Raw genomic sequence first — 22,247 nt, 5'->3', positions numbered from 1 at the left:
CATCGAAAGGATGGCCCGGCGAGGGTGTCGTGCGAAGTGTCAGGCAACGGCCGGCGAGGGCAGCAGCGTCACACCGGTGATTCGCTGCAGCTCGTCGAAGGACAGGCCCTCGACCATGTCGATGACGCGCAGACCTTCGGGTGTCACGTCGATCACGGCGAGATCCGTATAGATGCGCGTGACGCAGCCCACCCCCGTGAGCGGATACGTGCACTGCTCGACGATCTTGCTCTCGCCCTGCTTCGTCTGGTGCTCCATCATGACGAACACCTGTTTGGCGCCGCTTGCGAGATCCATCGCGCCGCCCACGGCGGGTATCGCGTCGGGCGCGCCCGTATGCCAGTTGGCGAGATCGCCGGTCTTCGAGACCTGGAACGCACCCAGCACGCAGAAGTCGAGGTGTCCGCCTCGCATCATCGCGAACGAGTCCGCGTGGTGGAAGAACGCGCCGCCCGGCTTGAGCGTGACGGGTTGCTTGCCGGCGTTGATGAGGTCCTCGTCCTCTTCGCCCTTGGCCGGGGCAGGGCCCATGCCGATCACGCCGTTCTCGCTCTGGAGAATGATCTCCTTCTCTGCGGGAAGGTGGTTGGCGACGGCCGTCGGCAAGCCGATGCCGAGGTTCACGTAGGCGCCGTCGGGGATGTCCTGGGCGACGCGGGCGGCCATCTGGTCGCGGGTCAGTCGGTTCATGTCTTGCTCCGGTTCAGATGGGGATCAGGCGCGCGCGGCCGGCGGCACCGCCACCACGCGCTGCACGAAGATGCCAGGCGTCACCACGGCTTCCGGATCGAGCTCGCCGAGCTCGACGACTTCGCTCACCTGAACGATGGCGCATTTGGCCGCCGTGGCCATGATCGGGCCGAAATTGCGGGCGGTCTTGCGATACACGAGGTTGCCCCAGCGGTCGCCCTTGAGCGCCTTGATCAACGCGAAGTCGGCGTGAATCGGCAGCTCGAAAACATACGGCTTGCCGTCGATCACCCGCGTTTCCTTGCCTTCGGCGAGCAGCGTGCCGTAGCCGGTTGGTGTGAAGAAACCGCCGATGCCGGCGCCCGCCGCGCGAATGCGCTCGGCCAGATTGCCTTGCGGCACCAGCTCGAGCTCGATCTTGCCTGCGCGATACAGTGCGTCGAAGACCTGCGAATCGGTCTGGCGCGGAAACGAGCAGATGATCTTGCGTACGCGTCCGGCCTTGAGCAGCGCGGCAAGACCGGTCTCGCCGTTGCCGGCGTTGTTGTTGACGATGGTCAGGTCGCGCGCACCCTGTTCGATCAGCGCGTCGATGAGCGCCGAGGGCATGCCGGCATTGCCGAAGCCGCCAATCATGATCGTGGCGCCGTCGTGGACGTCGGCGACCGCGCTGGCGAGCGAGTCGTAAATCTTGTTGATCACACGTGCCTCCTGGGCAGTTCCATGGCCAGGCGGGTAAGGTTCGCAATACGCGTGCGTGATGCGCGCATCGTTCGCGTCGTTCGCGATGTGCCTCGTTCGCCCCGGCCCCGGTGGGGTGTCGCCCGACACGAATGTCTTGTCAGGCGGCATCGTCTGGGTCACAATGTTCTTATAGCGAACAAATATTCGCTATAAGAACAGCGTAAGCCTTCCATTGTCGGGCGTCAAGCGAGGCGATGCCCGACGGGCCCGTGCGTTGGCGTGTGCCGCAAGGTAGAACCGGCGGCGCAAATCCATTACGCTTGCCGTTCACCGCCCGCCAGCCTTTCCAAACGGACTCCAGCATCTCCCATGACCTCTGTGCCGAACGACGCTCCCGAACCGACCGACAAGAAGCCGGGCGACTCCTACGTGCAGTCGTTCGCGCGCGGGCTGGCGGTGGTCAAGGCGTTCAATGCCGCCCGACCGGCACAAACGCTCTCGGAAGTCGCGCAGGCGTCGGGACTCACGCGTGCGGGCGCGCGCCGCATTCTGCTCACGCTCGAAGCGCTCGGCTACGTGCGAAGCGAGGGGCGTCTGTTCCGGCTTACGCCGCGGATCCTCGACCTGGGGTTCTCCTATCTGACGTCGATGCCGCTGTGGAATCTGGCCGAGCCGTTCATGGAGGCGCTGGTTCAGCAGGTGCAGGAGAGCAGCTCGGCCTCGGTGCTGGACGGCGACGACATCGTCTATGTGCTTCGCGTGCCGGTGCGCAAGGTGATGTCGATCAACCTGTCGATCGGCAGCCGTCTGCCGGCCTGGTGCACGTCGATGGGACGCGTCATGCTCTCGGCGTTACCGGACGACGAGCTCGAGGCCGCCTTGCGGCGTGCCGACATTCGTGCGCACACGCGCCGCACGGTGACGGACATCGATGCATTGCGTGAACGGATTCTCGCCGTGCGTGCGCAAGGGTGGGCGTTGGTCGACCAGGAACTGGAGGAGGGGTTGATCTCGATTGCCGCACCGATTCGCAACCGGGCGGGGCAGGTGATTGCCGCGATGAACGTGAGCGGTCAGGCCAACCGGACGTCGGCGGCGGAGATGGAGGCGAAGTTTCTCGCGCCATTGCAGCAGGCCGCGCAAAAAATCTCGCAGATGGTGGTCGTGTAACGCATTTTCCTGCGGTTGCGCGTCGCGCCGAGGCAGGAAAAACAACGGGGCGCCCGATGTCGGGGCGCCCCGTTTGTCACGCGCGGTTGCGGCGTCGTCAGACCGCCGGATTGGCGGCGCTGCCCAACGCGCCCGCACGTGCCAGTCGAATGGCGGAGATCAGCGTCTCCTGGTCGCCGATCTGGTTGGCGAGCAGCAGAATCAGTTGCGCGTTGGCGGCCTGACTCTGCGCGTCGTCGAGATCGCGATGCATGTCGATCAGGGCTTCATAGAAGTCGTCGGGATGCGTGAGGCGCGGTTGGGTATCGAGGGCCATGAGTCTCTCCTTGCTGCGAATACGGTGTGATCTGAACGATGGCGGGCGCTGACCCCGGGCGAGGCATCAGGCCGCGCATTGCATTGGCGCGAGCTCCGGGGCCGTATGGCCGATGGCGCGTTCGCGCGCTGCGGCGATCGCTGCGGCGTCGACATTGCGCCAACGGGCGCACACGTGCTGGTCCGGACGAATCAGGTAGACCGTACCGGGCGCCGCATCGTAGCGCTGTGCGGCCAGCCCCTGGGCGTCGTGCCAGACACTGTATTCGTCGTGCGTGTCCTCGGCGGCTTCGGCGTCGGGTGTGACGAATACCGGCACGACCGGCACGCTGTCGCGGGCGAGCGCGTCCAGCGCGGCGAGGGCGGATGCGTCGAGCGACGACGGCGCACCGAACACGAGCGCGACGAAGCGTCCGCCCAGGCGCGGCAGCAGCCAGCCGTCCTGCCCCTGACGCGAGAGCGGCGCATCGACGCAGGCCGTGCCCGGCACCATGCGTGCGGCGAACGCATCGCATTCGGCGGTGTTGAGTGTGGAGTCGTGCAACACGGCGGGCACCGACAGGCGACCGCTGTTGACCAACTGGCGCGCGAAGGCGTGATCGCGAGCGAGCGTGAGTACGGCGTCGCGGAATACCCGGGACACGGGACTCTTCGGTGTGATGAAATCGGTGGAGCGCGTCGAATTGCGAATGTTCTCGTCGGCCGCGTATTCCCGCTCGCGCGCGTAAGTGTCGAGCAGGGCATCGGGCGCGTGGCCGGCGAGCACCAGGGCGAGCTTCCACGCGAGATTCTCGGCATCCTGCACACCGCTGTTGGCGCCGCGCGCACCGAACGGCGACACCCCGTGCGCCGAGTCGCCGGCAAACAGCACGTGGCCGTGACGGAAGTCGTCCATGCGCAGGCACGAGAACGTGTACACGCTGACCCACTCGAGCGTGAACTTGGCGTCCGGGCCGAGCAGCGCCTGCACGCGAGGGATCACCCGCTCGGGGGCCTTCTCCGCCACGGGATCGGCGTCCCATCCCAGTTGGAAGTCGATGCGCCAGACGTCGTCCGGCTGGCGATGCAGCAACACCGATTGATTCGGATGGAACGGCGGATCGAACCAGAACCAGCGCTCGGTCGGGAAGTCGGCCGTCATCTTCACGTCGGCGATGAGGAAGCGGTCCTTGAACGTACGGCCGTGGCTGTCCACGCCGATGAGCTTGCGCACGGGACTGCGCGAGCCGTCGGCGGCGACCACGTAGCGCGCCGTCGTTCGGTATTCGCCGTCGGGCGTCTCGACCGTGAGCGTCACGCGCGCGTCAGGCGTGCCCGGCGTGCCTTGTTGCTCGAGACCGACGACCTTGTGCTTCCAGCGAATCTCGATGTTGGGCAACTCTCGCGCGCGATCGAACAGGTAGCCCTCCACGTAATACTGCTGAAGGTTGATGAAGGCGGGACGATGGTGCCCGGCCTCGGGCAGCAGATCGAAGTTGTAGACCTCCTGATCGCGCAGGAACACACGACCGACGTTCCAGCGCACGCCCTTTTGCACCATGCGCTCGCCGCAGCCCAGACGATCGAAGATGTCGAGCGTGCGCTTGGCGAAGCAGATGGCGCGCGAGCCGGTGGACAGCGTGCAGTCGTCGTCGAGGACGACCACGGACACGCCCTGCTGCGCGAGGTCGATGGCGGTGGCCAGCCCGATCGGGCCGGCGCCGACCACGATGACCGGATGCGTGACCTGCGCGCCGCTATTGCCCTGTTCCGCGCACGGGCGATAGTCGAACGTCAGGCGCTGGTAATCGATGCTGCTCATGCAATGTCTCCATCGTCGACACCGCGCCGGCGCTCAGGCGCCGGCGGGTTTCGTTTATTGTTATTGCGATTTGCAACGGGTGCCGCAGTGACTGCCGCACCCGGGAACGACGTGTCGCGCTCAGTCCTGCAGCGCGGCCCACATTTCCTTGTCGCGCTGTGCCGTCCAGATGCGCGGGTGCGTAATGCCGCTGGCCTCGTCGAAGGCGCGCGTCACGTCGAACGGCAGGCAGTGTTCGTAAATGAACACGTGGCCAAACTTCGGATCCATCTGGCTGCGCGTGAGTGCCATGGCGCCCTTCAGATCGAGCTTCTGTTCGACGGCCTGCTTGCCCGCTTCGAACAGCGTCGTCACGAAGTCCTTGGTGTAGGCGAGGCCCTTGGCGACTTCGTCCGGCGTGGTCAGGGCCGGGCCGCGTCCGGGCACGAGCTTCTCGGCGCCCAGGGCCGCGAGCGCATCGAGCGTGGCCGGCCATTCGGCGAGCTGCGCGTCGCCGGTGTAGCAGGCGGCGTCGTACTCGACGAGGTCGCCCGAGAACAGCACTTTCTGCGACGGCAGCCACACCACGGTATCGCCCTTCGTGTGACCCGACCCGAGGTGCGCGATTTTCACTTCGAGCTTGCCGAGGAACAGCGTGATTTCCTTGTCGAAGACGAGCGTCGGCCACGTGAGGCCGGGCACCGTTTCCACGCCGGCGAACAGACGCGGGAAGCGCTCGATCTCCGACTTCATGTCGGCCTCGCCGCGCTCGACGATCATCTCGTAGGTGCCGCGGCTCGCAATGATCTGCTGGGCACCTTCGGCGAAGTAGGCGGACGCGCCCAGCACGCGCACGGCGTGGTAGTGGGAGAGCACCACATACTTGATCGGCTTGTCGGTAATCGTGCGGATCTTCGCGATCAGGTCCTGTGCCATGGCCGGCGTGGCCGTGGTGTCGACGATCATCACACCGTCGTCGCCGATGATGACACCGGAGTTCGGATCGCCCTCGGCGGTGTAGGCCCAGGCGTTTTCCGACAGTTGGGTGAACGTGACCTTCTTGGCTTCCAGGTCGGCTTGCGAGGCGAATGCTTTGGCCATGCTTGTCTCTCTCTTTATCTCGTCTGCGGGGAAGGATGCTGCGGATGAAGGCATCTTACGAAACGCCTCAATTATTTGTCAATGACAAATCTTATTGTTATTTGCTAATGTTGCGGCGAGATCGATCGGCGCGTGTTTTGTGCGGGTCGAAGTGCCGGGTTTACCCTGTGGCAATACCGGGTTGGCGCACCAGGCGAGACGCCGACATGTATAGAATCTAGGCCATTTTCATTGAGGAGCCGGGCTCCCGAAATCGCATGAACCGAATTCCGAAGGACGGCGCTGCCGACGTGAGCGGCCAACCGGGCCGGGCCTCGCGCGGCGTGCAGAGCGTGGACGTCGCCGCGCGTCTGCTCCAGGCGCTGGCGCACGCGCGCCGGCCGCTGGGGCCGGGGGACCTGGCCGCGCTCGCGGGGCTGCCGGCCGCACAGGCGCATCCGTATCTGGTGAGCCTGACGCGGCTTGGCCTGCTCAAGCGCGACCCGATGTCGGGGGACTACGCGCCGGGTCCCATGACGTTGCGTCTTGCACTGCTGCATCTCGAAAACGATCCGGCGTATCGGGCGGCGGTGCCGCGCGTCGTCGCGCTGGCGCGGGAGACCGGCTTCTGCGTGGCGATCTGCGCGGCGGCGCCGCAAGGCCCGCTCGTGGTTCATTTCGAGCGGGCGGCGTTCCCGTTGCACGTGAACCTGCATGTGGGGTCGGTGATGTCGCTCACGACCACGTCGACCGGGCGCGCCTTCTGTGCCTTCACCCCCGACGCGCAATGGCCGCAGCCCTGGCGCGAACAGGTGCCGGCCGTTGCCGACGAACGCGCGCGATTCGAGGCGTTGCTGGATGAAACGCGCCGGCACGGCATGGCGCGCAGCGTGAACACGCCGAGCCCGTCGGTGAGCAGTCTGTGCGCGCCGGTGTTCGATGCGAGCGGTCGTCTGCGCCTTGGGCTGACGGCCATCGGCCCGACGGCGGCGCTCGACGTGGCTTGGGAGGGCGAGGCCGCTACCGCATTGCGAGCGACGGCGAGCGGCATCGCCGCACAGGTGAATGCGGACGAGGGCCGCGGCAGGGAAGGAGAGGACGCATGAGCGCGACGCGACATCGCACCGAAGACGTGACGATAGCCGGGATGACGCCGGACGACGCGGGCGCCACGTCCAGGCCGCAGCGCGGCATCCAGGCGCTCGAGAGTACCGGCGCATTGCTCGAGGCGCTGGTGAGCGCGGGGCGCTCGCTGCCATTGAACGCACTTGCGCGCGAAGCGGGCATGGCGCCGGCAAAGGCCCATCCCCACCTTGTGAGTCTCCAGCGCGCGGGCCTGCTCGCGCGCGACGCGAACGGCAATTTCGAGGCGGGCGTCCTCGGCCTGGAGCTCGGGCTGATGGCGCTGCAACGGCTTTCCCCAACGGGAGAGGCGGAGCCGGAGATCCTCGCGCTCGCGCAGGCGACCGGCCTGTCGGCGGCGATGTCGGTGCTCGGCCCCGTGGGACCGACGGTGGTCCGCCTGGAGGAGGCGATGCGACCGCAGCACGTGAGTTTGCGCATCGGCACGGTGCTTTCGCTGGTGAACACCGCGATTGGACGCACGTTCGCCGCTTTCCTGCCCGAGGCGGTGCTGGGCGGCATGCTCTCGCAGGAACCCGTGCGAATGGCGGGCATGGGGGCGGAAGGGCGCGCATCGACGCCGCCTTCGGACTATGCCGCCCGCCTTCGAACGATTCGCGAACAGCAGTTCGATACGGCACTGAGCAATCCCGTGCCCGGTATCGATACGATGGCGGTGCCGGTGTTCGACCATACGGGGGAAGTCACGCTGGTGCTGGCGCTCATGGGGTCGGCGGGCAGCTTTGAGACGGCGTCCGACGCCGCGCCCGCGCAGGCGCTCGTGGCCGCGGCACACCGATTGTCGTGGCGCTTCGGCGCGATCGGTCGCGCACCGACGGCAACCTCGCAAGCCGCATAAGCCACATAAGCCGCATAAGCCGCATAAGCCGCATAAGCCGCATAAGTCGCTCCAGGTGCATGAGCTGCGCGATTGTGGGCGTATCCGGCGCCGTGCGCGTATGGACTCGCCGGTGCGCGCCGCGCGATGCATTGGCGCTCCGGCGGCGCTTCGTCTTGGGGATGTCGGACGCGCACGGTAAGATGGATGTCGATCCCGTACCCCGCCGTCTCCGTCACCCCGATTTGCCCATGACATTTGCCATGCTCCGCGTGATGACCCGTGAAACCGTTCGCACCCGCATCGCTGCGCTCGCCATGCGAGCGTGCCTGGCGCCTCTGTTGCCCGCCCGACAGATTCGACTTGGGCGACGCGGCATGCGATGGCGGGCTGGCGCGGCGACACTTGCCGTGGCCGGCGTACTGAGTGCTTGCACGACGGCCACGCCGCCCGCACCGGGGGCGGCGAAGCCACCGGAGTCGGCCGCGCGCATCGACGGCATGCCTGCCGACTGGACCCTGGTCTCGACGGTGATCGTGAGCCGACACGGCGTGCGCGCGCCAACGCATGCGCATCCTCCGCTGGACAAACTGACGCCCGATGCCTGGCCGGGGTGGCCCGTGCCGGCTGGCTACCTGACGGCGCGCGGTGGCTCGCTGGCCGAGCGCATGGGTCGCTACTATGGCGACTGGTTGCGCGCACGTCGCGTGTTGCCCGACAACGCGTGCCCCGCACCGGGCACGGTGTACGGATGGGCGGACATCGACCAGCGCACACGCGAGACGGGCAACGCGCTGCTCCAGGGCATGGCGCCGGGATGCGAGATGCGTACGGCACACCAGGCGGATCTCACGACCTACGACGCGGTCTTCTCGCCGATGGCCGCGGGCGATTGCCCGCTGGATCCGGGGGCGGCGCGCGGCGCGATCGAGGCGCGGCTCGCACCCGACGGCGTTTCCGGGCTCAACAAACGCTATGTCGCGACGCTCGCTCGCATGAGCGAAGTGCTCGACTACGGACAGAGTCCGGCGTGCGGTGCGCAGGGCGGATGCAAGCTCGAAGACGAGCCGACCCGGCTGCGCGTGGAGGGCGACGGCAGCGGCGTGACGCTGCGCGGGGCGCTGGGCAGTGCCGCGACGGCTGCGGAAGTCTTTCTGCTGCAATATGGCGAGGGCTTGCCCGACAACGACGTGGCATGGGGACGGATTCGCGACGAAAAGGACTGGGCGCTCCTGCTCGAAGCCCGCAATGCACGACGGGACCTGCTCAATCGCACACCTTATCTCGCGGCCACCAACGGCACGCCGTTGCTTGCCGTGGTGCTCGACGCCCTGACGCGCGCCGAGCAGCAAACGGGGGCGCCGCCGCCCGCGCCGGTCCATGGACCGGTGTTGCCGGTGGGCAATCGCGTCTACGTGCTCACCGGTCATGACACGAACGTCGCCAATCTGGCCGGCATGCTCAAGCTGGACTGGCAGTTGCCCGATCAGCCCGACAACACGCCGCCCGACGGCGCGCTCGTCTTCAGTCTCTGGCGTAGCCCGGCGGGCGAGCCGTTCGTGCGGGTCGAGTTCGTCTACCAGTCGATGCATCAGATGCGCCATCTCACCACGCTCTCGCTCGACGAGCCCGCCCGGCGCGTCACGCTTTCCGTCCCCGAATGCACTGACGGCCCGGATGCCAAAGCCTGCCGCTGGCCCGCTTTCGCGCGGCGCGCGCGGGCGGCGCTCTTGCCGGCGTGTCTGGACGGCGTTCGATAGGCGTCAGGCCTCGAACGCGAACCCATGCGTGGCGCGCCGGGGCGAGGCGAGCCGCCCGTGAGCGCCACGCCATCCACCTTCGCTTCCCCGCTCTCGTAGTGCGCCTCTAATTTATTTCGTGCACGAAATAAATTGGCGGATATACTTCGTGTGCGAAATAAATTTCGAAGCTGTCTAACCGACAGGCGCCGTGCATCTTCCTTTGGGAGGGCGAGCGCCGGGGAGTTGTGTCATGTCGTCGTTTGCCGTCGAAATTCCAGCGGTCGACGGGTATCCGCTGGGGGGGCACGTCTGGTATCCCGAATCGTTGCCAGCACTTGGCGTCGTGCTCGTGCATCCGGCTACCGCCGTTCCCGAGCGCCTCTACTTCGCGTTCGCGCAATACATCGCGCGTCGGGGCCTGATCGCCGTCACTTACAGTTATCGCGGAGTCGACGGATCGCGACCGCCCAGACTGCGCGGCTTTCGGGCGCGCATGCGCGATTGGGCCGATCTGGATGTGGAAGGCGTGACACGCTGGGCGACATCGGCCTATCCGTCGTTGCCGTGCTACGCGGTCGGCCATAGTTTCGGCGGCCACGCGATCGGGTTGTGCGAGAGTTCGAACCGGCTGGTCGCCGCGGTACAGGTCGCGTCGCATGTCGGCGCGATGCGCGTGGTGAGTCATCGCCCCGAGCGACGACGCATCACGCTCCTGATGCACTGGATCGCGCCACTGCTCACGCGCCTTGCCGGGTACATGCCGGGCAGCAAGTTGGGCATCGGCGAGGATCTTCCCGCGGGCGTTCTGCTCGAGTGGAGTCGCTGGACCCGCCTGCCGAACTACTTTTTCGACGATCCGACACTCGACGCGGACGCGCGCTTCGCCCGCGTGCGCACGCCGATCCTGTCGCTCGGGTTCGACGATGACCTGTGGGCCACGCCGATGGGCATCGCACTGCTGGTGTCGCGCTTACGCAATGCCCCCGTGACACGCCGCGAGATCGCGGCGGTTCGTTCGGATTCCGGATCGATCGGGCATATGGGATACTTCCGGCAACGTTCCGGAGGGTTCCTTTGGCCCGAAACCATCGACTGGCTGTTGTCGGCGGGATCGGCGCAAACCTGGGCGGGCTCGCCCCACTCCGGCATGCCGGGAACCTCGTGGTCATCCACGTCGGCCGACCTGGCTGCGGCGATGCGATCTGCCGCCACAATGCAATCACCACGATCCGACCAGACCGAATGCCAAAACGCCAACCGTCCGCCGCCCCTGCCGAGCCCACCGTGACTGCCGGAGAGCCGCGCAAGGGCAAAGTCAGGGGGGAGGCCGCCGACCGCCGGCTGTACTTCCTGCTCACCGTCGGCCAGCGCCGCGTGCAAAGGTGGATCGATGCGCACGCGGGCGACTCCGCAAGCGTGAGTGCCGCGCAGGCAGGCGTGCTGTTCTACCTGCTGCGTCACGAAGATGCCCTGGTGGGGGAAGTGGGGGCGGCATTGCAGCTCTCGCCGTCGTCGATGACGGGGCTGGCCAATCGCATGGTCAGCGCCGGGCTGTTGACGCGGCGTGCCGACGCGGAGGACGGGCGTGCCACGCGATTGCGGATCACGGCAGCCGGGCACAAGGCGGTCGCCCGCGCCCGTGACATTCTTGCCGAGCTCAACGCATTGCTGCACGACGACTTCACCGAAGCCGAATTGAACGTCGTCGCGCGCTGGCTCTCCAACTTGCAGAACCGCTTTCCGGCGGATATCTGAATCGATCCCGCGCCGGGCGGGCGCTCAGTGAATCGCGAGTGCGTTTGCCTGAGCGTTGGCGGCGCCTGCCACCACGTTCACCCCGATATTGCCCGATGCACCCATCAACGCGCGCTCGCCGAGCGATGCGCTGGTGGCGCCCGTCACGCTCGCCGCGTTGCGAATCGTCTGACGGGTGTCGACGCTCACATGCGATGCGGTCGCCAGCACGAGCTGGTTCGACTGCATATTGAGCGCACCGGCGGCCACGTTCGCACCGAAGTTGCCGTGGGCATTGCGCAAGGCGTCGTTGCCGAGGGTGGCGACGGGTGCGCCGCCGAAAACAGCGGTACCGGTCGCGACTTGAAGGGTGGAGAGTCGAACGACGGTGGCGTCATTCGGTTGGCCGGCGAGGGCCGATGCGCTGACGGCAGCCAGCATGAGAGAACTCAGCAGAGCAAGGCGCGGCATAGGGGAGGGTCTCCAGACGTTCCGTTGGGACGGGACGGATATCTGGTTAACGGCGCCTGAGGCGCTCGGGTTGAATGATTTTTCGTGTGTCGCGCATGCATCAGGCGATGTCGGTCTGCCCCCGCCCCGACGCATCGCTTCACCGAAAGCCGCCGTCTTTCCCATGACGGCCGCGGCGCGAATTCTCTCACGGCGGCGCCCCCTTTGCGCCGCCGTGTCATCGCTACGCCTCTTACGGTTTCAGACGGTCTTGACGCGCGAGATCACGCAGGTTCTCCCGCGCCCTTCGCGAATTGCGCCGAGGTGTCGCGCGATTGCGCCGCCGCTTGCTGCTGTACAGTGGCCGACTTCTTGTGGTCGATGAGCAACACGGCGATCACGGCGATGACCGCCGGAATGGCGATCGCCATAAAGTTTTGCTGCAACGGCAGCGACATGCTCACCAGCACACCGATCACGATGGGCGCGAGAATGGCGCCGCTGCGTCCCACGCCCGAGGCCCAGCCGATGCCGGTGCCGCGCGCGGCCATCGGATAGAACTGACCAGCGTAGGCATAGGTGACGATCTGCGTGCCGATGGTCGAAGCGCCGGCCAGCCCGACCAGCACGAACAGCACCGGTGTGGGCACTTTCACCCCAAGCAGGGTGATCGACACGGCAGCGAGGGCGTACATGCCGACGAGCACGTATTTGATGTTGAAGCGGTCGGCGAGCCACCCGCCGCCAATGGCGCCGAGCATCGCGCCGAAGTTCAGCACCAGCACGAAGGTGAGTGCGGAGCCGAGGCTATAGCCCGCGCTGGCCATGAGCTTGGTGAGCCACGAACTGAGCGCATACACCATGAAGAGGCACATGAAGAAGGCCACCCACAGCATGACTGTGCTGAAGCCCCGGCCGTCCTGGAACAGGCGTGAGAGCGGGGCGGCCTGTTTGCGGTCCGTTGCAGGCAGGGCGAACTGGTCGCCGGGCTGCGCGGCATAGGCAGGGGCGAGTCGCGCGAGCACTTGCTTGAGGGCGTCGTGGCGACCGGTGCGAATCAAGAACGGCATGGACTCCGGCAATGCCTTCATCGCGAACGGCACGAGCAGCGCCGGCAATGCGGCCGCGAAGAAGACGGACTGCCATCCGTACGACTCGATCAGCCCCTTGCCCAGCAACGCCGCGAGCATGCCGCCGACCGAATAGCCCGAGAACATCAGCGTGACGAGGGTGCCACGAAGCTTGCGCGGCGAGTATTCCGTCATCTGCGCGACCACGATCGGCATCACGCCGCCGATGCCGACACCGGCGAAAAAGCGCGTGACGGAGAAGCTGATCGGCTCGTGCGTGAGACCGGCCGCCGCGGTGAAGAGCGAGAACATCAGCACGCAAATCGCAATGGCTTTGCGTCGCCCGATGCTGTCCGCGACCATGCCCATGACGATGGCGCCGAACATCATGCCGAACAGCGCCGAGCTGACCATGAAGCCGGCGCTCGTGGCGTCGACGTTCATCGCTTTCATGATCGACGGCAAGGCAATGCCAGCGACCGCGAGGTCGTAGCCGTCGAAGATGATGATGAGTGCGCACCAGAGCAGAATGCGGCCGTGATAGCCGTTGAAGCGCGCTTCGTCGGCCAGATGATGTACGTCAATGTGTCGCATGCGGAGTCTCCATAACGTATCCGCCCTCCGTCGAAACGCGGAGAGTCTTGGGATGCCTTGACCGACACCGGCGCCACTTGGCCGAGCCTCACGGGCGGGGCTCGGCGGCCGCGTCCCATGAAACCAACCTCCGCTTTCCGGTTGGAAAGGGGGTTGCTTATGCAATATTGTGCATGCAGTAAACGCGAAATGATCGTCGACTGCAAGCGCAAATTGCAGGTGCTAGGGTTTTACATGAGAAAACACGTCACGTAAGTGGCTGTTTAATTGGGGGGATTCCGGCGTGAGGAAGAGGGTGTGCGGCGACCGAACGCCGCCGCACGCTTCAGGCAGGGGTGCAACTTATTGCTTGGCAACCGAATACGGCGGGAGCTGATAACTCCATGTCTCGCTGACGGCCTTGCCGCCGGAGATCAGCGCGGCACGCAACTCGGTGACCTTGGCCGGATCCTTGACCATTACGCGGAGGTTCAGGCGCAGGCCGTGTGTCACGGGGTTGGGCTGCAGCGTCTGCTCGAGGATCGTGGCGTTGTCGCTCGCACTCACCTGGGGGGTGACCGATCCGGCCGGCAGCGACGCCAGCGGACCGCCGTCGAAGTCCACGATGAGGCCGGTGCTGCCGTCAAAGTGCCGGATGAGATTGGCTTGCGTGATCTCGCCGGCGGTGCGCAGCGTCTGCTTCACCCATGCCAGTCGTCGGTCGATGATGCCGCGCTCGTTCATGGTCCAGCGAATCGAATAGTCGGCCTTGAGCGGCGTGCCCTTGGGCGGCAACTGATCGGGCGTCCAGAACGCGGCGATGTTGTCGTTGGTTTCGTCGGGCGACGGAATCTCCACGAGTTCGACATGCCCCTTGCCCCAGTCGCCTTGCGGCTCGATCCACGCGCTCGGGCGCAGGTCGTAGCGGTCCTTCAGGTCTTCGAATTTCGAGAAGTCGCGCCCGCGCTGGAGCAGGCCGAAGCCGCGCGGATTCGTCACCTGGAACTGGCTGATAGCGAGATTGCGCGGATTGTTCAGCGGGCGCCAGATCCATTCGCCGTTGCCCGCGTGAATCGCGAGGCCGTTCGAATCGTGCAGCGCCGGACGGAAGTTGTAAGGATCGCGCTGCTGGTTCGGTCCGAAAAGGAACATGCTGGTGAGCGGTGCGATGCCGAGTTTGGTCACCTTGTCGCGCATGAACACGCGCGCCTGCACTTGCAGCACGGAGTCATCGCCGGGCGTGAGATCGAAGCGATAGGCGCCCGTGGCGCGCTTCGAGTCGAGCAGCGCGTAGAAGACCAGGTGTTTGTCGCCCGCGTTCGGGCGTTCGATCCAGAACTCGCGAAACGCCGGGAATTCCTCCGCGATCGGCAGGCCCGTGTCGATCGCCAGGCCGCGCGCCGACAGACCGTAGACCTGGCCCTTGCCGATCACGCGGAAGTAGCTGGCACCGAGCACGCTCATGATTTCGTCGAGCTTGCCGGGTTCGTTGATCGGATACAGTACGCGAAAGCCGGCATAGCCGAGATTTTGCGTGGCACTGCGGTCCAGTTTGAGGTCGCCGAAGTCGAAGCGATGGCTGTCGTACTTGATTTCGTCGATTTTCGCGTTGCTGCCGCTGCCGACGATTTCGTTGATTTTCACGGGCGTGCTGAACTGCATGCCCTGATGATAGAAGCCGAGCCTGAAGGCCGTGGGCTGATCGTTCCATTCGAACGCGTCGCGCCGCGGCTGGATCTTGATGTAATCCCCGAACTGCATCTTCGCGAAGGCAGGTGTGAGGTTGCTCACCGGCGCTGTGTAGGGTTTGTCGGCGAGCGCCCTGGCGCGAGCGGTGACGTCGTCCAGGGAGAAGGCGTTGGCATGCGCGGCGCCTAGCAGGGCGACGCCCGCCACGAGTGCGGGGGCCAGGGCGCGCACGCGTCGATGCCACGATGCAGCGAAAGGAGCAACTGAAAGCGAAACCACAAATCTCTCCAAAATGAGGGGGCGCAGCAGGTTTGAGATACGGTTTGTTGCACTTTTGGCGCGCGAATTCCGCAAGCGACCCCGACGCATTGTGGCAAAGTATCGCATTTCGCGTCGTTCACCTGGCGAATGCCCGCGTGCTCGGCACCAATCGACATGACGGCGGGGCAGGCCGGTCGAATCACACCGTAATTTCCGTGCCCGTCGTCGCGCCACATTGGATCGCTATCCCATGAGAATGTTCTCTGCACTGGCCGTCGCCGCCAGCCTCGCCTGTCTGAGTGCCGCTTCGGCCTTCGCCGCCACCGATGGCGCGGGCAACGGCAACCCGGCCGTGGCCATGCCCTCCGCATCCGCCAAGCAGGCCTTCATCGACAACCTCATCCGGCGCATGACGCTCGACGAGAAGATCGGGCAACTGCGATTGATCAGCATCGGGGCCGACATGCCGGCGCCGAAGCTCATGGAGGAGATCGCCGCGGGCCGCGTGGGAGGTACGTTCAACTCGGTCACGCGGGCCGACAACCGTCCGCTGCAGGACGCTGCCGTCAAGCACAGCCGCCTGAAGATTCCAATCTTCTTCGCCTACGACATCGTGCACGGTCACCGCACTGTGTTCCCGATCAGCCTCGGCCTGGCGTCGAGCTGGGACATGTCGGTCGTGAAACACGCCGCGCGCGTGGCCGCCGAGGAAGCCAGCGCCGACGGCCTGGACGCTACATTCGCACCGATGGTGGACATCTCGCGCGATCCGCGCTGGGGGCGCACGTCGGAGGGTTTTGGTGAGGACCCCTATCTGGTTTCGCAGAGCGCGCGCGCCAGCGTGCAGGGATTCCAGGGATCGTCGCCGGCCAATCCGGACAGCCTGATGGCGTTCGTGAAGCACTTCGCGCTGTATGGCGCCGTGGAGGGCGGGCGCGACTACAACGTGGTGGACATGAGTCCGATGCGCATGTACCAGGACTACCTGCCACCGTATCGCGCCGGGATCGACGCCGGTGCGGGGGGCGTGATGATCGCGCTCAACTCGATCAACGGCACGCCGGCCACGTCCAACAAATGGTTGCTGCGCGATCTGCTGCGCGACGAATGGGGATTCAAGGGCGTGACGGTGAGCGACCACGGCGCGATCGAGGAACTGATGCGTCATGGCGTGGCCAGGGACGGTCGCGAGGCGGCGAAGCTGGCCATCGAGGCGGGCGTGGACATGAGCATGGCCGACGTGCAGTACCTTAAGCAGTTGCCGGATCTCGTGAAGTCGGGCGAGGTGCCGATGCGCGACATCGACGGCGCGGTGCGGGAGGTGCTCGGGGCGAAGTACGACATGGGGCTGTTCGCTGACCCGTATCGCCGCATCGGCGCTGCCGCGCAAGACCCGAAGGATGTGAATGCCGAGAGTCGTCTGCATCGCGATGCCGCGCGCGACGCCGCGCGCAAGTCCATCGTGCTGCTCGAAAACCGGCACGACACGCTGCCGCTCGCGAAGACGGGCAAGGTCGCCGTGATCGGTCCGCTGGCGGACGCGAAGATCGACATCATGGGCAGCTGGTCGGCCGCGGGCGTGGCGGGGCAGGCGGTCACCCTGCTGCAAGGCGTGCGCGACGCGCTCGGCGCGAATGCTCAGGTCACGTACGCGCGCGGCGCGAACATTACCGACGACCCGCGTGTGGTCGAGTACCTCAACTTCCTCGACTGGGACAATCCGGAGGTCGTGCAGGACAAGCGCACCCCGCAGCAGATGATCGACGAGGCGGTGCAGGTCGCTAGGAGCGCCGACACACTCGTGGTTGCCGTGGGCGAGTCGCGCGGCATGTCGCACGAGGCGTCGAGCCGCACGAGCCTGTCGCTGCCGGGCAGCCAACTGGCGCTGCTGCAGGCGCTCAAGGCCACGGGCAAGCCGCTGGTCGTGGTGCTCATGAACGGTCGCCCGCTCGATCTGAACTGGCCCAAGGCCAATGCCGACGCCATGCTCGAGACCTGGTACACCGGCACGGAAGGCGGCCATGCGATCGCGGACGTGCTGTTTGGCGACTACAACCCGTCGGGCAAGTTGCCGATCTCGTTTCCGCGCTCCATCGGCCAGATTCCCACGTACTACAACCAGTTGCGCATCGGCCGTCCGTTCACGCCGGGCAAACCGCCGAACTACACCTCGCAATATTTCGAAGAGGACTCCGGCCCGTTGTATGCGTTCGGTTACGGCCTGAGCTACACCACATTCGACGTCTCGAAGGTCAACCTGTCGGCCGGCACGCTCGCACGCGGCGGCAAGCTCGATGCGAGCGTGACCGTGCGCAACACCGGCAAGCGCGAGGGGGAAACCGTGGTGCAGTTGTATTTGCAGGACGTGGCGGCCTCGATCGTTCGGCCGGTCAAGGAACTCAAGGGTTTCCGGAAGATTGCGCTCAAACCGGGCGAGTCGCGCACCGTGCACTTCACCATCGACGAGGGCCTGCTGAAGTTCTACAACGCCAAGCTGCAATACGTGGCCGAACCCGGCGATTTCAACGTGCAGATCGGACTCGATTCGCAGCACGTCGGCCAGGCGACGTTCACGCTGAAGTAAGCGGCAAGCGTTTCGCTGCGGTGCCCACGGCGCTCGCAGCGAAAACTCTCTCGGCAGGCGCCTGTCCCATCGTCCGCGTCACGCCTGCGTTCGGTGCGTTCGGAATTCCCCGGCAAGGAATTCCACGCAGGCGCGCACCTTCGCCGATGCCGCCACACGAGACGGGTACACCGCCCAGACGTTGGCCGGCTGGGTGACGTCGGGTAACACCTGTATCAGCGCTCCGCGCGCGATCAGCGCGCCCACATCCCACATCGAGCGCAACACGATACCTTGCCCGTCGAGCGCCCACTGCACGGCCACTTCCCCGTGATTGGTCGACAGCGGCCCCGTCACCTTGAGCGAGACGGCCTCGCCGCGCTGTTGCAGGCGCCACATGCCGAACGGGTGATCGCGTTCCTTGATGACGATGCACGCATGCCCGGCGAGATCGCTCAGCTGACGCGGCGTACCGTGCGCGTCGAGATACGCCGCCGACGCGCACAGCACGCGATGGTTGTCGGCAAGCTTGCGTGCGATCAGATGGGGTGCGATGTCGTCGCCGATGCGCACGTCGAGGTCGTAGCCCTCGGCCGCCACGTCGACGATCCGGTCGAACAGATCGAGCCTCACGTTGAGCTGCGGATGCAGCGCGCGCAGGCGCGACATGGCCGGCGCCACGACGTGCCGCCCGAATCCGAAGCTGCTCGACACGCGCAACGTGCCGCGCGGCACCTGTCGCGTGCTGGAGACGTCTTCGATCAGATGGTTCACGTCGTCGAGGATCTTTTCCGCCCAGGCGTAGACGCGCTCTCCCGCGTCGGTAATGGCCACGCGGCGGGTCGAGCGATGCAGCAGCCGCGTGCCGAGATCGGCCTCGAGCATGCCGACGCGCTTGCTCACATAAGCGGGCGAGACCCCCAGTGCCTCGGCCGCCGCCGAAAAGCTGGCGCGACGGGCCACCTGGCAGAACACGCGCAGGTCGTCGAGATTCGGATTGACGGGCAGGGTTTTATTCACGATTCGTGGATAGTCGATTAACCGAATAGGGGATTTTATCCGCGATGGAATGGAATAACCTAGGATCAAGACAGGCATTACCGTTAACCAGGAGAGACTCACCATGACCGACACGTCCCAGCGCCCTCAGCGTCCGTTCAAGATCGCCGTGATTCCCGGCGACGGCATTGGCAAGGAGGTGATGCCCGAAGGCCTGCGGGTGCTCGACGCGGCCGGCAAGCGCTTCGGCATTCCCCTCGAGTACCGTCACATCGAATGGGCGAGCTGCGACTACTACGCCAAGCACGGCCAGATGATGCCGGACGACTGGAAGCAGCAGCTCGACGGCGTGGACGCGATTCTGTTCGGCGCCGTGGGCTGGCCCGAGACGGTGCCCGATCATATTTCGCTGTGGGGCTCGTTGCTGAAATTCCGTCGCGAGTTCGACCAGTACATCAATCTGCGTCCGGCGCGCCTGTTCGACGGCGTGCCGTCGCCGCTGGCGGGTCGCGCGGCGGGCGACATCGATTTCATGATCGTGCGCGAGAACACGGAAGGCGAATACTCGTCGGTCGGTGGGGTGATGTTCGAGGGCACGGAGCGCGAGTTCGTCGTGCAGGAGTCGATTTTCACGCGTCACGGCACCGAGCGCGTGCTGAAGTTCGCCTTCGACCTGGCGCAGCAGCGCGCGCGCAAGCACGTGACGGTGGCGACGAAGAGCAACGGCATTTCGATCTCGATGCCGTGGTGGGACAAGCGCGCCGCCGAGACGGCCGCGAAGTACCCGGACATCACCTGGGACAAGCAGCACATCGACATTCTCTGTGCGCGCTTCGTGCTCAATCCGGATCGCTTCGACGTGGTGGTCGCGTCGAATCTGTTCGGCGACATCCTGTCGGACCTCGGCCCCGCGTGCACGGGCACCATTGGTATCGCGCCGTCGGGCAACCTCAATCCGGAAGGACGGTTTCCGTCATTGTTCGAGCCGGTGCACGGCTCGGCACCGGACATCGCGGGCAAGAACATCGCCAATCCGATCGGCATGATCTGGACGGCCGCGATGATGCTCGACTTCCTCGGCAAGGGGGAGGGGCGTGTCCGCGAGGCGCATGACGCGATCCTCGCGGCGATCACGCAGGTGATCAAGGACGGTCCGCGCACCGGCGACATGGGCGGGCGCGCGAACACGACCGAAGTGGGTCAGGCGATCGCCGCCGTGGTTGCCGGCAACTGAGCGCGATCGAGGCGAGCGAGGCGACGCAGGGGGAAGAGCACCTCAGGCGCGGGCGCGCTGCAGCACGCGCTCGCCGCCGAACGCTCGCGGGCGCGGCGCGTCAACGCGCTCGCGCAGTAGCGCGACGGCACGCTGCGCCCGAGCCGAGAGCGGCCATTCCGCGCGGTGAATCAACCAAAGCGTATCGACCACCGGCGGGCCGCAGTCGACCACGCGAATCGCATCCTGCGACGCAAAGGCCTGTCGTGCGTATTGCGGAATGATCGTGAAACCGAGTCCGCGTGCGACGTATTCGAGCACCAGACTGATCTGATTCGTACAACCCTTGCCCGGGAGACTGCGCACGCCCGGATTGCCGGGAAACCGGCGGCTCAGCAGCCGCGTCGACATTGCTTCGCCGTCGGGATGGTCGATGAACCCGATGCGCTTCAGGTCCTCCCACCTGTGCACGTCTTCGCCTGCCGGCACCACAAGTTCGAGCGGCTCCTGCGTGAACGGGCTGGCGCTCAGCCGCGCGTCTTCAGGGCGCAGTGTCACCAGGCCCAGCTCGAAGTGGTTCTGCAACACGCCCTCGAGCACCTCGCGATCGGGCGCGAAGCGATGCTTCACGACCATCGCCGGATTGGCCTGTTGCATGTCGAGCAGGATGGGACACAGGTACAGGCCGATGCTGCCGGGCGTGATGAGCGTCACTTCGCCGCACTCGTCGTCGGCGTCGTCCAGTCGCGAGCGCAGGTGCCGTGCCGCACATTCCACTTCGCGGCAGTAGGTGAGCAGCGCCTGACCGCCGGGGGTGAGCTCGATGGCGCGCGGCCGACGCACCAGCAACGGACCGAATTCCTCTTCCAGATGCTTGACATGCTGACTCACGGCGGCCTGCGTGAGGCCCAGGCGATCGGCCGTACGGGTGAAGTTGCCAAGCTCCGCGAGCGTGGCGAACGATTTGAGCCACTGAGGATTGACCATAACGAAGTGTTATCGAATTGATAATGTGCGGGTGGTTTTTATTATAGCGATATGCGGCTACCATGGCTTGCGTCGACCCTGTCCGGTCGAGGCGCCGCCGGAGCCGAGGGCTTGCCGGGGCGAGCGCCGCATTCACTGACATCACCGAGATTTCTTCATGTCCGCCTTGTTTTCCCCCTTTGAACTGAAACGCGTCAAGCTGCGCAATCGCGTGGCGATTCCGCCCATGTGTCAGTACAGCGCCGTCGACGGCGTGACCAACGACTGGCATCTCGCCCACTACAGCGGGCTCGCGCGCGGTGGCGCCGGGCTGGTCATCGTCGAGGCGACCGCCGTCTCGCCGGAGGGGCGCATTTCGCCGGGATGCACCGGTCTGTGGAACGACGTGCAGGCGGCCGGCATGGCGCGCATCGCATCGGCCATCAAGGCGCATGGCGCCGTGCCCGGCATTCAGATCGCCCATGCGGGACGCAAGGCGAGCGCCAACCGCCCGTGGGAGGGCGACGACCATATCGCCGAGGACGATCCGCGCGGTTGGCCGACGATTTCACCGTCGGCCGTGGCGTTCGGCAAACATCTTGGCAAGGTGCCCAGGGCCATGACGCTCGACGACATCGCTCGCGTGAAGGCCGACTTCGTGGCGGCTGCGCGTCGTGCGCTGGCCGCCGGTTTCGAGTGGCTGGAGTTGCACTTCGCCCACGGCTATCTGGCGCAGAGCTTCTTCTCGGTGCATGCGAATCATCGCGAGGACGCCTACGGCGGGGACGCCGCCGGTCGTGGTCGCTTCCTGCTCGAGACGCTCGCGGCGGTACGCGAAGTGTGGCCCGAGCATCTGCCGCTGACCGCGCGTTTCGGTGTGATCGAGTACGACGGCCGTGACGAGCAGACTCTCGCCGAGTCGATTGCGCTGACGCGTCAGATGCGCGAGGGAGGCCTCGATCTGCTCAACGTGAGCGTGGGCTTTTCGACGCCTGACGCCAAGATTCCCTGGGGCTCCGCGTTTCTCGCGCCGATCGCCGAGCGTGTGAAGCGCGAGGCCGGCATTGCCGTGGCGTCGTCGTGGGGGATCGACGACCCGCACGCGGCCGAGCGCGTGGTGGCGGACGGCCAGATGGACCTCGTAATGGTCGGACGTGCGCTGCTCGCCAATCCGCACTGGCCTTATCACGCCGCGCGCGAACTCGATGTGGCGCGTCCGTCGTGGGTGCTGCCCGCGCCTTACGCGCACTGGCTCGAACGCTACCAGGTGCAGCGCGCCGCCTGAGTCACGGCAACGCGCGACGCGCT

19 protein-coding genes are annotated in these 22,247 nt (G+C 66.0%); 9 read left to right on the top strand and 10 right to left on the bottom strand.

Annotated elements, in window-relative coordinates:
* Positions 1 to 39: 39 nt before the first annotated feature.
* Positions 40 to 690 carry a CoA transferase subunit B gene (locus tag PMO31116_RS04770; protein ID WP_023597624.1) on the bottom strand — a complete coding sequence of 217 codons (651 nt, stop codon included), beginning with the start codon at positions 688 to 690 and terminating at the stop codon, positions 40 to 42.
* Positions 691 to 714: 24 nt separating this feature from the next.
* Positions 715 to 1,392 (bottom strand): 3-oxoacid CoA-transferase subunit A, encoded by a 678-nt coding sequence (locus PMO31116_RS04765; protein WP_023597623.1) that lies wholly within the window; start codon positions 1,390 to 1,392, stop codon positions 715 to 717.
* A gap of 351 nt (positions 1,393 to 1,743) precedes the next feature.
* Here PMO31116_RS04765 and PMO31116_RS04760 point away from each other — a divergent pair, with 351 nt between their 5' ends.
* The gene (locus PMO31116_RS04760; RefSeq protein WP_150565707.1) at positions 1,744 to 2,544 is read left to right on the top strand and encodes an IclR family transcriptional regulator; all 801 of its coding nucleotides are present in this window, start codon (positions 1,744 to 1,746) and stop codon (positions 2,542 to 2,544) included.
* Between the two features lie 97 nt (positions 2,545 to 2,641).
* Here PMO31116_RS04760 and PMO31116_RS04755 read toward each other — a convergent pair whose 3' ends face one another.
* The 3 genes from PMO31116_RS04755 to PMO31116_RS04745 form a co-directional block, all read right to left on the bottom strand.
* Positions 2,642 to 2,860, bottom strand: a complete 219-nt coding sequence (locus PMO31116_RS04755) for a DUF2783 domain-containing protein (RefSeq protein ID WP_150565706.1) — start codon at positions 2,858 to 2,860, stop codon at positions 2,642 to 2,644.
* Between the two features lie 66 nt (positions 2,861 to 2,926).
* Positions 2,927 to 4,660 (bottom strand): FAD-dependent oxidoreductase, encoded by a 1,734-nt coding sequence (locus PMO31116_RS04750; protein ID WP_150565705.1) that lies wholly within the window; start codon positions 4,658 to 4,660, stop codon positions 2,927 to 2,929.
* 120 nt (positions 4,661 to 4,780) lie between these two features.
* Positions 4,781 to 5,740, bottom strand: a complete 960-nt coding sequence (locus tag PMO31116_RS04745; protein ID WP_023597619.1) for an MBL fold metallo-hydrolase — start codon at positions 5,738 to 5,740, stop codon at positions 4,781 to 4,783.
* 257 nt (positions 5,741 to 5,997) lie between these two features.
* On the opposite strand from PMO31116_RS04745, the gene PMO31116_RS04740 reads away from it, so the two are divergent.
* The 5 genes from PMO31116_RS04740 (at position 5,998) to PMO31116_RS04715 (ending at position 11,176) form a co-directional block, all read left to right on the top strand.
* Positions 5,998 to 6,825, top strand: coding sequence for an IclR family transcriptional regulator (locus tag PMO31116_RS04740; protein ID WP_150565704.1), 828 nt, complete (start codon positions 5,998 to 6,000; stop codon positions 6,823 to 6,825).
* A 41-nt stretch (positions 6,826 to 6,866) separates the two neighbouring features.
* The gene (locus PMO31116_RS04735) at positions 6,867 to 7,700 is read left to right on the top strand and encodes an IclR family transcriptional regulator (RefSeq protein ID WP_246185162.1); all 834 of its coding nucleotides are present in this window, start codon (positions 6,867 to 6,869) and stop codon (positions 7,698 to 7,700) included.
* Between the two features lie 230 nt (positions 7,701 to 7,930).
* Entirely contained in the window at positions 7,931 to 9,439 is a 1,509-nt protein-coding gene (locus PMO31116_RS04725; RefSeq protein WP_150565702.1) for a histidine-type phosphatase, read from the top strand.
* Positions 9,440 to 9,671: 232 nt separating this feature from the next.
* Positions 9,672 to 10,709, top strand: coding sequence for an alpha/beta hydrolase family protein (locus PMO31116_RS04720; RefSeq protein ID WP_174970861.1), 1,038 nt, complete (start codon positions 9,672 to 9,674; stop codon positions 10,707 to 10,709).
* Positions 10,706 to 11,176: a MarR family winged helix-turn-helix transcriptional regulator gene (locus PMO31116_RS04715; protein ID WP_246185146.1), complete on the top strand. Its 471-nt coding sequence runs from the start codon at positions 10,706 to 10,708 to the stop codon at positions 11,174 to 11,176. Before PMO31116_RS04720 ends, PMO31116_RS04715 begins: the two co-directional genes overlap by 4 nt.
* A gap of 24 nt (positions 11,177 to 11,200) precedes the next feature.
* On the opposite strand, the gene PMO31116_RS04710 is transcribed toward PMO31116_RS04715, so the two are convergent.
* The 3 genes from PMO31116_RS04710 to PMO31116_RS04700 all read right to left on the bottom strand — a co-directional run bounded on the left by PMO31116_RS04710 (position 11,201) and on the right by PMO31116_RS04700 (position 15,159).
* Entirely contained in the window at positions 11,201 to 11,626 is a 426-nt protein-coding gene (locus PMO31116_RS04710) for a hypothetical protein (protein WP_150565700.1), read from the bottom strand.
* Between the two features lie 263 nt (positions 11,627 to 11,889).
* A complete protein-coding gene (locus tag PMO31116_RS04705) occupies positions 11,890 to 13,269 on the bottom strand; it encodes an MFS transporter (protein WP_150565699.1) in 1,380 nt (459 codons plus the stop codon).
* A 342-nt stretch (positions 13,270 to 13,611) separates the two neighbouring features.
* Positions 13,612 to 15,159 carry a glucan biosynthesis protein G gene (locus tag PMO31116_RS04700; RefSeq protein WP_281350106.1) on the bottom strand — a complete coding sequence of 516 codons (1,548 nt, stop codon included), beginning with the start codon at positions 15,157 to 15,159 and terminating at the stop codon, positions 13,612 to 13,614.
* Between the two features lie 295 nt (positions 15,160 to 15,454).
* Between PMO31116_RS04700 and bglX the strand changes: the two genes are divergently transcribed.
* Entirely contained in the window at positions 15,455 to 17,782 is a 2,328-nt protein-coding gene (gene bglX / locus PMO31116_RS04695) for a beta-glucosidase BglX (protein ID WP_150565938.1), read from the top strand.
* A 78-nt stretch (positions 17,783 to 17,860) separates the two neighbouring features.
* Here the strand turns inward: bglX and PMO31116_RS04690 are convergent, their stop codons facing one another.
* The gene (locus PMO31116_RS04690) at positions 17,861 to 18,769 is read right to left on the bottom strand and encodes a LysR family transcriptional regulator (RefSeq protein ID WP_150565937.1); all 909 of its coding nucleotides are present in this window, start codon (positions 18,767 to 18,769) and stop codon (positions 17,861 to 17,863) included.
* 115 nt (positions 18,770 to 18,884) lie between these two features.
* Here PMO31116_RS04690 and PMO31116_RS04685 point away from each other — a divergent pair, with 115 nt between their 5' ends.
* Complete coding sequence (locus tag PMO31116_RS04685; RefSeq protein ID WP_063598924.1) at positions 18,885 to 19,994, top strand: tartrate dehydrogenase; 1,110 nt, start codon at positions 18,885 to 18,887, stop codon at positions 19,992 to 19,994.
* A gap of 42 nt (positions 19,995 to 20,036) precedes the next feature.
* Here the strand turns inward: PMO31116_RS04685 and PMO31116_RS04680 are convergent, their stop codons facing one another.
* A complete protein-coding gene (locus tag PMO31116_RS04680) occupies positions 20,037 to 20,960 on the bottom strand; it encodes a LysR family transcriptional regulator (RefSeq protein ID WP_023597607.1) in 924 nt (307 codons plus the stop codon).
* A gap of 157 nt (positions 20,961 to 21,117) precedes the next feature.
* Between PMO31116_RS04680 and PMO31116_RS04675 the strand changes: the two genes are divergently transcribed.
* On the top strand, positions 21,118 to 22,224 hold the full coding sequence (locus PMO31116_RS04675) for an NADH:flavin oxidoreductase/NADH oxidase (RefSeq protein ID WP_150565698.1): 1,107 nt from the start codon (positions 21,118 to 21,120) through the stop codon (positions 22,222 to 22,224).
* Positions 22,225 to 22,247: the final 23 nt, after the last annotated feature.

The sequence above is a fragment of the Pandoraea morbifera genome (genome assembly GCF_902459575.1).
In the GTDB taxonomy this organism is placed as follows: domain Bacteria; phylum Pseudomonadota; class Gammaproteobacteria; order Burkholderiales; family Burkholderiaceae; genus Pandoraea; species Pandoraea morbifera.
The sequence above is the reverse complement of the archived record's forward strand: the minus strand, read 5'-3'. Positions and strand labels throughout refer to the sequence as shown.

What these genes read in the sequence shown, in the direction of transcription:
- PMO31116_RS04770 (WP_023597624.1), bottom strand. Translation starts at nt 690, where the DNA reads ATGAACCGACTGACCCGCGACCAGATGGCCGCCCGCGTCGCCCAGGAC.
- PMO31116_RS04760 (WP_150565707.1), top strand. Translation starts at nt 1,744, where the DNA reads ATGACCTCTGTGCCGAACGACGCTCCCGAACCGACCGACAAGAAGCCG.
- PMO31116_RS04755 (WP_150565706.1), bottom strand. Translation starts at nt 2,860, where the DNA reads ATGGCCCTCGATACCCAACCGCGCCTCACGCATCCCGACGACTTCTAT.
- PMO31116_RS04750 (WP_150565705.1), bottom strand. Translation starts at nt 4,660, where the DNA reads ATGAGCAGCATCGATTACCAGCGCCTGACGTTCGACTATCGCCCGTGC.
- PMO31116_RS04745 (WP_023597619.1), bottom strand. Translation starts at nt 5,740, where the DNA reads ATGGCCAAAGCATTCGCCTCGCAAGCCGACCTGGAAGCCAAGAAGGTC.
- PMO31116_RS04740 (WP_150565704.1), top strand. Translation starts at nt 5,998, where the DNA reads ATGAACCGAATTCCGAAGGACGGCGCTGCCGACGTGAGCGGCCAACCG.
- PMO31116_RS04735 (WP_246185162.1), top strand. Translation starts at nt 6,867, where the DNA reads ATGACGCCGGACGACGCGGGCGCCACGTCCAGGCCGCAGCGCGGCATC.
- PMO31116_RS04725 (WP_150565702.1), top strand. Translation starts at nt 7,931, where the DNA reads ATGACATTTGCCATGCTCCGCGTGATGACCCGTGAAACCGTTCGCACC.
- PMO31116_RS04720 (WP_174970861.1), top strand. Translation starts at nt 9,672, where the DNA reads ATGTCGTCGTTTGCCGTCGAAATTCCAGCGGTCGACGGGTATCCGCTG.
- PMO31116_RS04710 (WP_150565700.1), bottom strand. Translation starts at nt 11,626, where the DNA reads ATGCCGCGCCTTGCTCTGCTGAGTTCTCTCATGCTGGCTGCCGTCAGC.
- PMO31116_RS04705 (WP_150565699.1), bottom strand. Translation starts at nt 13,269, where the DNA reads ATGCGACACATTGACGTACATCATCTGGCCGACGAAGCGCGCTTCAAC.
- bglX (WP_150565938.1), top strand. Translation starts at nt 15,455, where the DNA reads ATGTTCTCTGCACTGGCCGTCGCCGCCAGCCTCGCCTGTCTGAGTGCC.
- PMO31116_RS04685 (WP_063598924.1), top strand. Translation starts at nt 18,885, where the DNA reads ATGACCGACACGTCCCAGCGCCCTCAGCGTCCGTTCAAGATCGCCGTG.
- PMO31116_RS04680 (WP_023597607.1), bottom strand. Translation starts at nt 20,960, where the DNA reads ATGGTCAATCCTCAGTGGCTCAAATCGTTCGCCACGCTCGCGGAGCTT.
- PMO31116_RS04675 (WP_150565698.1), top strand. Translation starts at nt 21,118, where the DNA reads ATGTCCGCCTTGTTTTCCCCCTTTGAACTGAAACGCGTCAAGCTGCGC.